The organism is Pedobacter ginsengiterrae, from assembly GCF_039537385.1.
GTDB lineage: Bacteria > Bacteroidota > Bacteroidia > Sphingobacteriales > Sphingobacteriaceae > Pedobacter > Pedobacter ginsengiterrae.
Genome location: NZ_BAABAK010000010.1, coordinates 399,242 through 413,106 on the forward strand (window position 1 = coordinate 399,242; position 13,865 = coordinate 413,106).

6 protein-coding genes are annotated in these 13,865 nt (G+C 35.1%); 4 read left to right on the top strand and 2 right to left on the bottom strand.

Annotated features, from left to right (window positions below; genetic code table 11):
• Positions 1–2: 2 nt before the first annotated feature.
• Positions 3–1,373 (bottom strand): RagB/SusD family nutrient uptake outer membrane protein, encoded by a 1,371-nt coding sequence (locus ABD692_RS11290; RefSeq protein ID WP_344767033.1) that lies wholly within the window; start codon positions 1,371–1,373, stop codon positions 3–5.
• Between the two features lie 20 nt (positions 1,374–1,393).
• Entirely contained in the window at positions 1,394–4,399 is a 3,006-nt protein-coding gene (locus tag ABD692_RS11295) for a SusC/RagA family TonB-linked outer membrane protein (protein WP_344767035.1), read from the bottom strand.
• Between the two features lie 184 nt (positions 4,400–4,583).
• Here ABD692_RS11295 and ABD692_RS11300 point away from each other — a divergent pair, with 184 nt between their 5' ends.
• From ABD692_RS11300 to ABD692_RS11315, 4 genes are all read left to right on the top strand, one after another.
• Entirely contained in the window at positions 4,584–4,769 is a 186-nt protein-coding gene (locus tag ABD692_RS11300) for a CsbD family protein (RefSeq protein ID WP_121283788.1), read from the top strand.
• Between the two features lie 151 nt (positions 4,770–4,920).
• A complete protein-coding gene (locus ABD692_RS11305) occupies positions 4,921–9,060 on the top strand; it encodes a hybrid sensor histidine kinase/response regulator transcription factor (RefSeq protein WP_344767038.1) in 4,140 nt (1,379 codons plus the stop codon).
• A gap of 117 nt (positions 9,061–9,177) precedes the next feature.
• Positions 9,178–12,252: a SusC/RagA family TonB-linked outer membrane protein gene (locus ABD692_RS11310; protein WP_344767040.1), complete on the top strand. Its 3,075-nt coding sequence runs from the start codon at positions 9,178–9,180 to the stop codon at positions 12,250–12,252.
• A gap of 20 nt (positions 12,253–12,272) precedes the next feature.
• On the top strand, positions 12,273–13,757 hold the full coding sequence (locus ABD692_RS11315; RefSeq protein WP_344767042.1) for a RagB/SusD family nutrient uptake outer membrane protein: 1,485 nt from the start codon (positions 12,273–12,275) through the stop codon (positions 13,755–13,757).
• Positions 13,758–13,865 lie beyond the last annotated feature (108 nt).

The window sequence follows — 13,865 nt, forward strand, 5'->3', positions numbered from 1 at the left end:
TATTAATACCCTGGGTTTTGGACTAATGCTTTATTAGCAGATAATTCGCGATCAGGAATAGGGAAAACTAATTTTGGATCATTGTATGAAAAAGCACCAAGAGAACGTTTTGTGCGTTTGTAATCATGCAATCTGAAGCCTTCATAGTCTAATTCTTTTTCTCGTTCGTTTAATATTATAGCTAGCGTTGGTATTACTGTACCTAAACCCGCTCTCGCCCTTAGCATATTAATATCACTTGCTGGAGAGGCCCCGATCGTCGCGCCTAATCTGAAATTGCATTCGGCTCTAATTAAATATTGTTCGGTAATGCGTGCTACTGGAATATTTCCAAAATAATCATACCATTTTTTTGTAAATAAGCCTGTTTTAGCTCCAGTGCCTGTATAAATCAGATCGGTTTGCCTTTTATCGCCAGCTTCAAAAGAGTTATAAAAAATAGTATTAACATTTGCATCTCCGCGACCTACATTACCCCCAGTTGAATTTTCATAACTGGCATAAAAAGTTGCCAATCCATCATTTGAAGAGCCAGCATTACTTTGCTCGTTCTGTGGAATCTCAAAAATGCCCTCGCTTGAATTTCTGGTTCTAAATGGGGCTTCTAAAGAGTTGGTTATTAAAGTATATGGGCTATTAGTAATTATGTCGTTTGCAAGATCTCTAGCCAAAGCATACTTTCCTTCTTGCAAATAAACTCGAGCTAAAAAAGCCATTGATGCATATTTTTCATTAACAGCACCAAGTTTGGTGATTGACAACTTGAGGTCGTTTTCAACCGCTGTATAAACTTCATTAATTGTACTTCTTGGAACACTCGTTACAATATCACTAGTTGATTGTACTGCTTTTGTTATTATTGGAACACCGAGCCCTGAATTAGCCCCAGCTGCGTCAAAAGGCTGGGCGTAAAGTCTTACTAATTCAAAATGCATAATCCCTCGGATAAATAAAGCTTTACCCTCAATTGTATTTTTAGTATCTGCATTACTTACAACTCCAGTTGCGGCAAGTACCGTATTTGCTACATTTATCGCTTTGTAGGCAGAAACCCAAGTCCTTAATACATCTGCATTTGTAGAAATTATTGCCTTATTAGAAATATCCCTGTAGGTACTAAATGAACCCGTCCAGTTCAAATAATTATTGCTCGCATAAATATCTGGAAGAAAAATAAGATTTGTACCATATAAATCTCCCGTAGCTAATACTGTGTAAGCACCTATAAGAGCATTTTGAACGTCTGCGGTCGTTGATAAAGCTACATCTGAAGAAATTGATTGTTTTGGCTCGATTTCGAGCTGCTTTTTACAAGAAGAAGCACTTAAAATAAGAAGACTCGCGGCCAGTATATTTTTATAATAATTTTTCATAATTCTAATATTTATATCCGTTAAAGTCCAATATTTACTCCAAAAGTTATCGTTCTGGCCTGTGGAGGCGTGTAAAAATCATGTCCAATCTGAATATTGTTTGTTTGAAGAGAAGAACCAGCAGGAGTATTTACCTCTGGATCATATCCCTTATACCCTGTAATGGTAAATAGGTTTTGTGCCGATGCATAGATTCTTACATTCTGTAATTTGTATTTTGTTATAAACTCTTTCGGCAGGTTGTATCCAAAAACAACGCTTTTAACCCTTAAATAAGATCCGTCTTGAATATATCTCGATGAAGGCCTGGTCCCGTTTGCAGAATCAAATCTTGGCTGAGGGATCATTGTAACTTTATTTGTAGGCGTCCAATAATTTAATTGATCAATTGTTTGATTGTCGAAATAATCGCCATTTGCAGATTGAAAACCGCCTGCCATGTTGTAGATGTCGTTGCCCTTAACAAATTGTGTTTGAATATCTAAATCAAAATTTTTGAAGGAGAAATGATTTCCTAATCCACCATAATATTTTGAATTTGGATCTCCAATTTTTTGATTTTGTGCTGTATTGTAGTTATTTGTTGTTGCTGTGCGACTTGCATCAATATAATAAAGTGCATCGCCGTTGTTTGCATCTACACCTGCATATGCCTTGCCATAAAAATATCCAAATGGCTCGCCTTCTGCAATCCGTCCCAAGAATCTACCGCCAGTAAAAATTGGCTGGCCATCTACCAAACGAAGAATTTTGTTTCTATTGAAGGCGATATTGAATGATGTACTCCATTTAAAAGCGCCAATAAAGTTTCTCGTATTCAATGAGAATTCTAATCCTTTATTCTGCATATCTCCAATATTCTGAGTGATGGAGGTAAAGCCATTTGTTGCCGCAATTGGTACATTAAGCAATAAATCTGTAGTTTTTTTCTTGTAAGCTTCAATGGTTCCTGTAATTCTGTCTGATAAGAATCCAAAGTCTAAGCCTAGATTAAAGTTAGAGGTGTTCTCCCATGTCAGATTTGGGTCACCTAGCTGATTAGGAAGTGTACCAGCGGTACCTGCGTAGTTAACACCACCATATAATGTTCTAGATGCAAAATTTCCAATTTCTGCGTTTCCTGTTAATCCGTAACTCGCTCTAACTTTTAATAAACTTAGCCAAGAGCTGGATTTTAAAAAATCTTCATTCGTAGCAATCCAGCCTACTGAAGCCGCTGGGAAGGTTCCATATCTATTGTTAGAACCAAATCTTGATGAACCATCAGTTCGGACAGAAGCACTTACCAAGTATTTGTCATCATATTTATAGTTTACTCTGGCTAGATAAGATACGAAAGAGTATTCGGTTTCGAATGAACTTCCTGCCGAGATCGTAGCTGCACTTGCAATTTTCACAAATCTATCTGAAGGGAAACCTGTTCCAGTAACTGTTCCATATCTAAATTTGGTATCCTGGAAAGTAAAACCACCCAATACGTTTAAGCTGTGCTTTTCATTAAATACTTTAGTGTAGTTTAAAGTGTTATTCGTGTTAAAGTTGATTGACTTAGCATTGTAATCATTTCCATATCCACTGGTGCTACCACCATCTTGCGTTTTCGAACCCAGATATTGTTCCTCTTCCAGACTGTTAAAATCAAAGCCATATTCGCTTCTAAAAACTAGTTCTGGTGTGATTTTTAAACTCGCATATGCATTAGCAAAAGTTCTATATGTAGTAGATAAATTGCTTCCATTAGCAATATCAATTAGTGAATTGTAATAAACCGTATTATTATTCAGCTCACTAGATGCATCATATATGGGTTGAATAGGAGGCAATGCATTTAACTGAAGAGGATTTGAAAATGCATTATCAGTAGGAATACGATAGTTGGCAACTTTAGAAATATTAATTGCTCCACCAACATCTAAAATTTTAGAAACTGTATGATCCAAGCTCATTCTGCCACCTGTACGCACATAGCGGTTACTTACTATAATTCCATCATTATTGCTGTAATTACCAGAGATTAAGAAGCGGGTTTTAGCATCACCACCATTTATATTTAGGTTATATTGTTGTACATGCCCTTTTCTAAAAGATGCGTCTACCCAATTCGCATCAGCAGTACCATCCCAGTCATTTGTTCCAGTATAATCGGCCCATAACTCAGAAGAATTATTGTAGCCATCGTAACCAATGTTTTTGAAAGATTCCTCCATTAACTGTTTGTATTGCGCCGCATTTAAGAATTCTCCTTTTTTTGTTGGATCACTAAAGCCAGCATAGTAGCCAAAATCTATATTGGTTCTTCCCTGTTTACCTTTTTTTGTAGTGATTAATACAACTCCGTTTGAACCTCTGGCACCATAAATTGCTGCAGATGCCGCATCCTTTAAAACCTCCATTGATTCAATATCATCTGGACTAATAGCAGCTAATGGATTATCTGCTTCTGTGTAAGTTCCCAATGCATCGCTCACAATAGGAACTCCATCGATTACGAATAATGGCTGATTGCTGGCCGAAATTGAAGAAATTCCTCTAACCCTAATTTGAAGAGCTTGCCCTAGTTTACCACTGCTTGAGTTGATAAATACACCAGGAGCCTTACCTTGCAATGCACTTTCTATTGTTGTCAAAGGTCGGTCTTTCAAGTCTGCAGCGGTTACTTTTGCAATAGATCCAGTTACATCACGTCTATTTTGCGTTCCATAACCTACAACAACTACATCAGATAATATTGTGTTTTCTTCGACTAAATTTGCATTAAGAGATGAACCTGTAATTGGCATTTCTTTAGTTTTAAAACCAAGAAAAGTAAATACCAATACTTTGGCATCTTGTGAAACACTTAATTTATAATCGCCAGTTGCATTTGTTTGTGTACCTGTTGAAGGAGAACCTTTCACGTACACACTCACTCCAGGGAGAGGCTCGCCTGCGCCCGAAGTTACTTTTCCGCTAATTATTCTGTCTTGTGCAAAAACAGATGCAATAACGCAAAAGGATAAAAAGAAACTCAAGAGTAGTTTTTTCATCAAATTGTTGGTTTTAGTTAGTAATGGTTGAATTGAATATAACCCTAATGTAACAAAAATATAAACAATAGCGGTGTTGTTTTTACTGTTAGTATGCTTTTTTATCGATTATTTAAACAATAAACATGCTGTGCTGTTACTATTATACAAAATCAATATTCAAAACATATAAATAATTAAAGAGATGGATAAGTTAGAATTAAAAGGAAAATGGAACGAAATAAAAGGTAAAGTAAAACAAGCCTACGGCGATTTAACCGATGATGATTTAAAACACGAAGAAGGGCAGGATGATGAATTATTAGGCAAGCTTCAACAAAAAACGGGTAAAGGTCGCGATGAGCTCGTAAAATGGATTAACTCATTATAGAAAATTTTTAAATTATAAACAGGCAACTACATCATAGTTGCCTGTTTTGTTTTGGTGTAAATTATCCAATTATACCTCAATTATTTTATTTAGATTTAGGCACATCCCTCAATTATTTTATCCAAATAGAGAAATTGAACCTAAATTTGATATGATTAAGGCATTTAGCTTGCTGTTTTTATACACTAGTTTCTTCACTTTTATAGCTAAAGGAGTAGAAGATGTTAAACCAGGTATCTCATTTTATTACCGCCAACTCGATAATAAGAATGGTTTATCTAATAGCTCAATAAATGCAATTCTTCAAGATAAAGACCAATTACTCTGGATTGGTACCTGGGATGGATTAAACCGTTACGACGGATCTAAATTTAATGTTTACAATCATAACATTGATAAAGCGGAGAACAGCATTGGGAGTAATGTTATCCAATCGATAAAAGAGGATAATAATGGCAATATCTGGATAAATACTGTTGGTGGTATTTCTAGATACAATAAAAGAATGGGTAAATTCAATCGCTACTTCTATCGTAATACGATAACACAAAAAGTAAGAGAAAATGAATACGAACTCGTTGTAAATTCGAATGGAGATGTTTTTTGTTATTCTGCCGAAGGCCTGTTAAGTAAGTATAACACTAAAAAAGATACGTTCGAATACTACCAGAGATTTAGAACAGAAGACCGTATTGTTAAAATGTGTTTTGCTGGAGATATTCTTTGGTACCTTAACAAAAAGGGACAACTAATTGCCGCTAAAACTAATTCTAATAAGCTTTCTTTTGTTAAAATTTACGAAGGAAGCCATGGAATAAATAATTTTTTTATTGCAAATAATCAGATTATTTACACCTCAAATAATGATACTCATTATAAAATTGGCCCCGATTTTAAAACCCAGCCAATTTCGATAGCATCAAAAAAAATTAAAACAGTTACCTACTATCAATCCAATTATATAGTAGCGTGGGAAAATCAAGGAATAAGTGTTTACAATAAGGATTTTAAACAAACTTCTTTTCTTGAAAAAGAAACTAAACCTTTAGAAAATTTAAAAGTTACAGCACTCACAGTAGGATGGGATCAGGTTTTGTGGCTGGGAACCGATGGTAATGGCTTGATTCAAATTTATCCGAAAGAAAATTTATTCGGCTTGCTAACGCGGATTAATGGAAATGTAATTAATAAGCCAATACGGGCATTTGCCGAAGAAGGGAACAATTTGTGGGTTGGCACAAAAGGAAATGGCGTATTAATTTTCGATAATTTTTGGAAAGTGCAGAATGAAATCGCTAAACCAAAGAAAATAGATTTAAGCACTGGATTAGAAAACAATTCAGTATTTGCGATAGAGCGAGGAAAAGACCAACTCATTTATATTGGTACGGATGGAAAGGGAATTTCTGTTTACGATCAGAAAACTGCTAAAACCATACATTGGAAAAATATTAAAGGAACAGAAAAGCTCCCTGATTTTAAGTCTGTTTATACTATTGTTCAGGATAAAGACAGCTCGGTTTGGATGGGGACAAGCGGTTTTGGATTGGTGCGCCTAAAGCTTCAAAGAAATATCGATGCTTCAATTTCTGTAAAAAGTTTTAAGCAATATTATTCGTCTTCAACTGAGAAAAGCGGACCAGTTAATGATATAATCTACGCTTTGGCTCAAGGCAAAGATGATCGGTTGTGGATTGCCTGCCGATATGGAGGTTTAAGTGTGTTAAACAAAAAAACAGGATTATTTAAAACATACAAAGCTTTTGGCTATGAAGGTAGTTTATCACATAGTGATGTTTTGTCGTTATTTTACGATAAGCAAAACCGTTTATGGATTGGTACAAGTTATGGCTTAAATTATTTAAATCATGCCGAATCGCTTAAGAAAAGTCCAAAATTTATTAAAATAACAATGGATAATGGCTTGCCAAATAATACCATTCATGCCATTCAGGAAGACGGTTCGGGAAATATTTGGTTAAGTACAAACAAAGGTTTAGCCAAGTTAAATCCAACAAATAATACGATTGCAAATTATCAGGAAAGCGATGGTTTGCAAAGTAATGAGTTTAGTGATGGAGCCGTTTTTAAAACGAAGAATAATTACTTGCTTTTCGGAGGTATTTATGGCTTTAATTATTTTATGCCTAAGTATATTACCGAAAATAGCAGGCAATCAAATCTTTTGATTTCTGATTTGCAATTAGGTGGTCGCGAATTTCAGAACAATCAATATCTAATTATTAAAGCGAAGCAGCAACAAGCAGAAAGTTTCGATTTAGAACGCAAAAGCAACTTTTTTCAGTTTTCTTTTAATGCACTAAATTATTTCAATTCGGCAAAAAATGAGTTTGCGTATAAACTAAAAGGATTAGATCAAAACTGGCGATATACTGGTACTGACGGCAAGATTGCTTATTATAACATTCCGCCAGGCGATTACGATTTGTTGGTTCGATGGAGTAATGGTGAAGGGGTTTGGACAAAAGATATCCCAGCTTTAAAACTCCATGTAAAACAGTATTTCTGGCTTACTTATCCAGCTTATGCATTCTATCTACTTTTATTAATTATCGGTGGCTACGCTTTTCACCTTTATAGAAAAAATAAACTGGAGATGAAATTTAAGCTCGAAAGAGAATATTTATTTAGGCAAAAGGACGAAGAGGTACATCGCCAGAGAATTAATTTTTTCACTCATATTGCTCATGAAATTCAAACCCCATTAACCCTAATATTAGGTTCGGTAGAGCATTTTATGCAAAAGCGTAATATGCTGGATAAGCCTGTCGATAAGAATTATTTTTTATCACTTGTACATCAGCATACGGCTAGATTAACTTACCTGGTACAACAATTATTAGAGTTTAGGAGAGCTGAGGCTGGTTATTTAAAACGAAACGACGATTATTTCGACATTACTAAACTATTGAATAGTTTAACACAGTTATTTATACCTCTGGCAGAAGAACAAGGGCAGAAATTTACTAGAAATATTCAAAATGGAATAGCTGGTTTTATTGATAAGGATAAATTTGAGAAAGTGCTTTTTAACCTATTATCGAATGCTTTTAAACATGCAGGTAAAGCACAGCAGATTATCTTAACCGTTAATTATAATCAAGAAACTGAAATATTAGAAGCCATTGTAACTAACTCTGGCTGCAAGTTAAAAGAGCAAGATTTAGAAGATATCTTTACCGAATTTCATGTAGGTGAAGAAAATCAGTTTGAGAAGTTTAGTACAGGCATTGGCTTAGCCTTTACCAAAGAATTAATTTCGGTAATGGATGGAGCTATTAATGTTTCGCTACAAAAAGAATGGATTACTTTCAGCTTTAAACTAAAACTTAAACAGGTAATAGAAGGCAAAGAAAATGAGGTGATCGCGTCTGCACCTTCATACTTATTCGAATCTATCTTAAAACCATATCAAAACGAAGTTGCAGAATCTACTGAACAAAATAATAAAATGGCCTTAATAGATGATTTGCAGAAAAAGTCAGAATATAATATCCTTATCGTAGAAGATGATGCTGCCTTACGTTTCCTGATCAAAAATATTTTAAAAGATCAATACAATGTTTACGAAGCGGAAGATGGGCTTTCGGCTTTAAAATTCCTCAAAAATAATACGCCAGATATTATCATAAGCGATGTGATGATGCCTGATATGAATGGATTGGAGCTTTGCAAACATGTTAAAACAGCACCTGCTACCTGCCATATTCCTTTTATTATGCTTTCTGCAAAAGGTACAGAAGAAAATAAATCCGAAGGTTACGAAACAGGTGCTGATGCTTATATTTCAAAACCTTTCCACATCAATTATTTACAAATGAGGGTGCGTAAGCTTTTGGATTACCGAAACCGCATGAATCATTTAATTAAAGATCGGAATATTAATAACCAATTTGTTGAGGTTGATTTAGAACAAGGCGATAAAGAATTTTTAAATGCTTTAGTAAAAGCGGTGGAAGATAATTTAGCCGAAACTGATTTAGATGCATCAAAATTAGAAGATATTTTGTGCATTAGTAAAATGCAATTGTACCGAAAACTGAAAACTTTAGCCGGTATGACTCCATCTGAATTTATAAAAAGAATAAGGTTAAAACATGCTGCGGTTTTACTGCAAAACTCAAAACTAAATGTTTCCGAAATTTTCTATTTAACTGGTTTTAACAACAAATCTTATTTCTTTAGAGAGTTTAAAAAAATCTATCATCTGGCGCCAAATGAGTATCGGCAAAAGTATCATGAGCCATCAGCAACAACTGAAATAATTTAACTAAAAACCACCTCAAAACTGCTTTTTGTAATGATAGTGAACTAAAATGTAATTATAGTATACTCTTCTTGCGCATTTCCAGGTATATATTTGTAGTACTAATCAAATATAAATCAAATGAAAAAAAACAGACGTATCTACGCATCGCTGGTTTTCTTGTTTCTAGCCATTACGGGTTTTACAAGTTATGCGCAAACTAAGGTTACGGGTAAAGTTACTGATGAAACCAATCAGCCTTTGCCAGGAGTAGTAGTAATGCAAACCAATACTCAAAACAAAACCTCTACCGATGAAAGTGGGGTATATGTATTAACGCTTCAGCCAGGTTCGGCTCAAACTTTAACATTTTCTTATATTGGCTATAATGCCACAACCTTATCGCCAGCTGGCGGAAGTTTAAATATTTCTTTAAAGCCCTCCTCGCAATCTTTAAATGATGTTGTGGTAGTAGGATATACTTCTCAAAAGAAAGCATCTATTACAGGTTCGGTTGCTACCGTTGATATGAATGATTTACAAAAAACCAGAATTGTTGATGTTGCACAAGCATTACAAGGGCAGGTTGCAGGTGTATTTGTAGCTGCAAATACAGGTGCGCCAGGTGATGGAATAAAAATTAGGATTAGAGGCGAGGGAACATTGGGAAACAATGATGTTCTTTATGTAGTAGATGGTGTTCCAACCCGCGACATCTCCTTCTTAAATCAAAGTGATGTAAAATCGATGACGGTTTTAAAGGATGCAGCAGCAGGTGCAATTTATGGTTCGAGAGCGGCAAACGGGGTAGTAATTATAACCACTGTTAATGGTAAAAAAGGCAAGGCTAATATTAATGTAGAATATTTTGCTGGTTTTCATCAGGCAACAAATTTGCCCGAAATGTTAAACGCCGATCAATATTTAACGGTTAAAGACAGAGCCTGGCACAATACCTTGGGGAATGCAGCCAATGCAATTAGTCCTTATCAGGCAGCAAGAAGTAGAACTGATTTAGCCGATACAGATTGGTTGAATGAATTGTTCGAAACTGGCAAGTCTAAAAATCTGCAGGCATCTGTTAATGGTGGATCTGATGATGTTCAATACCTTATTTCAACAGGTTATTATAAGCAAGATGGAATTGTTGTTCAAAACCACGATGGTTATGAGCGTTTCAATTTCAGATCGAACGTAAACGCAAATGTTACCGATCGCTTTAAAGTAGGAACAAATCTTCAATTGAGCTTTGCCAAACAAGATAAACTGTCATCAAGCGGCGATGTTCCTGGTGTAATTAGACATGCTTTACTCCGTCCTCCAGTTTTAGGAGTTTATAAAAACGTAACTGATCCTACTTATTCTGCATCAAATCCTTTTACCGATTTACCTTTTTATACGGGTAATAACAATGGTTGGGATAAGAACTTTGAATTCAGTTCGAACCCTATAGCTATTGTTAATTTTACCAACGATAAGAGAAAAACGTTTCAAACTTTTGGTAACATATACGCCGAATATGCTTTTTTAAGTGATAAATCTCTAACTTTTAGATCAAGTGTTGGTGTAGATATCAGTTTTTCTCACAATAAAAACTTCGCTCAGAATTTTGGCGATGATAACGATAATAATCCCGACGAACTGTACCCAGGAAAAGGCAGAAATAATAAACCTAATAACCTAGATGAAAACAGGGGTGAAGTAATGAATTTTACTTTTACCAATACCTTAAATTATCAAAAAACTTTTGCTCAAAAGCATAACGTAAATTTCTTATTGGGTGCAGAAAATATCTCAAGTAAATCATCAGCAATTGGTGGTAGCCGACAGAATTTTGATAAAAGCTCTTCAGGATTTCAGTATTTAGATTATGGAAGTTTAACTAATATTTACAATTCTGGTTCGGCAAGCGAGTTTAACCTGGTTTCGTTTTTTGGAAGTGGTACTTACAATTTCGATAACAAATACTTTGCTACGGCAACATTAAGAGCTGATGGTTCTTCTCGTTTTGGCCCGAGTAATAAATGGGGTTATTTTCCATCTGCATCTGCAGGATGGATGGTTTCTAACGAAAGCTTTATGAAAGACGTTAAGTGGATCTCTGAACTAAAGTTAAGAGGAAGCTGGGGCCAGGCAGGTAATCAGGAAATTCCAAATAACACCTATCAAACATTAGTTTCAGAATCAGGAGGAATTGTTAATGTCGTTAGATATGGTAATCCTGATGTTAAATGGGAAACTACAACGCAAACAAACTTTGGCTTGGATTTAGGCATTCTAAAAAATAAACTTTCATTTACAGCCGATTATTTTATTAAAAAAACGGATGATATCTTGTTAACTGTTGGTTTGCCAGCGGTTTCGGTTGGGGTAATCGATCGTACCTATGTTAATGCAGGCGAGGTTAGCAATAAAGGCTTTGAATTTGGTTTAAACTTCCAAAACCGAGATCACGCCTTTAAATACAATGTTAATGCAAATATTGCTACTTTAACTAATCGGGTTAATAAGCTACAAGAGTTTGTTAAAAACATAAACGATGATCAGACTCATACCAGAACAGCAGTTGGCCAACCTATAAACTCCTATTTTGGTTTGTTATTCGATGGCATTTACCAAACTCCAGCCGAAGTAACCAGTCATTTATTTTCAAATGCAAATGGTGCTTTACCAGGTGATATTAAATTCAAAGATTTAAACGGTGACGGACAAATTAATGCGGATGACAGAACTTTTATTGGTAACCCAGTCCCAAAATTAACCTACGGTTTTGCTTTTTCGTCATCATTTAAAAAATTCGATTTCTCGTTCTTACTTCAAGGAGTACAAGGTGTAGATCGATATAATGATTTAAAACAGATTATCAACTTCGATAGCCGTCCGTTTAACTCGATGACCTCTGTTCTGGATAGCTGGAATGGCCCTGGAACAAGTAATACGCTACCTCGTTTAACCTTTAATAATAATGGTGGCGGTAATGTATCGAGTGTTTTTGTTGAAGATGCATCCTACTTAAGGTTAAAAAATATTGAAGTGGGCTACACGTTCGATGTGAAAAAAATTGGTGTAAAAAATGTAAGGTTATATGCTTCTGGTCAAAACTTATTCACGGTAACAAACTACACGGGTTTAGATCCAGAGTCGACTTCTTTAATAGATAAAGGAACTTATCCACAATCAAAAGCCTTTATCGTTGGTTTAAAAATTAATCTGTAAATCTTTTTTGCAAAAGTATTATGAAAAGAATATTATTTATATGCCTAATGTTTTCTTTGATTACATTGGCGGGTTGCAAAAAGCAACTTACTACAGAGGCTGTAGGTTTAACAACTCTAGAACAGGTTAATTCTACACCAACTTTAGGTACAGTAGAAAACTCTGTTAATTCGGGTTATCAATTATTATCTAATCGATTAAATATTCTGGCACAATGGGATTGGGCTGGAGGATTAGTTTTTCAAAATGACCTGGTTATGCAGGATATTGCATCCGATGATATGGAAAAAAAATGGAATCCTGATGGAGACCAACCCTGGATGGATGATGTTAATAATTTCACCTTTACATCTACTAATGGTGGCCCAAATGGCTTATGGAAGTACGATTATGAAGGAATAAAACGGTTAAATATTGCTATTGAGTTGTTAACTAAATCGGATATAGAAGCCATTACAGGCATTACAACTGCTCGCAAAAATCAACTTCTTGGCGAGGCTTATTTCCTAAGATCTTATTATTATTTTTCATTGGTAACCAATTTCGGAGATGTTCCATTAATTCTTAAACCTGTAAGCACTTATCAGGAAGCATTTGATGTTGCTGTGAAAGCAGATAAGAACGCAGTTTGGGATAAAATTAAAGCTGATTTAACCGTTTCAAAAGGCTTATTACCAAATGCCAAATATAGTTCGGCTACCGAAAAATGGAGAGCAAATAAAGGTTCAGCTATTGCGCTACTAGCTAAAGCAGCATTATACACAGAAAAATGGGCCGATGTTGTTACTAATGTAAATGAATTGCAAGCTTTAGGTTTTTACAGCTTAAACGCTAATTACTTCGATAGTTTTAACCAAGCTAAAGAATTTGCAGAGAACGAAGATATTTTTGTTTACGATCATCAAAGTAATCAGAATCCGTTAAAGGGAAATGGAATTTGTGCACCATTAGGATGGGGTTTCTTTGCACCAAGTACAGATTTTTTAAATGCTTTTGAGGCAAACGATCCCAGAAAATTGTACACAGTTGATGTTCCAAATCAAAATGTAAATAAGTTATTAGGTAGCACAAATGGATCTAATAAAGGAAACGATGATGCTGCAAATAACAAAATCTACATTAGATATGCTGATGTTTTACTTTGGAAAGCCGAGGCTCAAAACGAGTTAGGACAATTCGCTGACGCCGTTGCAATTATTAATCAAATTAGGGCAAGAGCCAGAAGCAGTGTAAGTGCAACTGGTTCTTTACCGCCGGCAGGTACTTTAGCCGATAGAGCATCATCAACAGATAAAGCAACGATTAAAGATTGGCTAATCTCCGAGCGAAGAGTAGAATTAGGCTTTGAATCACAAAGAATGCTTGATCTTAAACGTTGGAAATTGGCTAAATCAGTAATGACAGCTAAAGGGAAAAACTTCCAGGATAAACATTATTTGTATCCTATTCCACAAGGTGAAGTTGATGCATCTGCAGGAACTTTAAAGCAAAACCCAGGTTACTAATAGCTAGATAATCGTTGTTTGTAAAGATTAAATCTCAAGCAACGATTATCTGCAAATATTCTCATACATACTTTTCAAATCATTTTTTAAATGGTAATGGAAAACTAT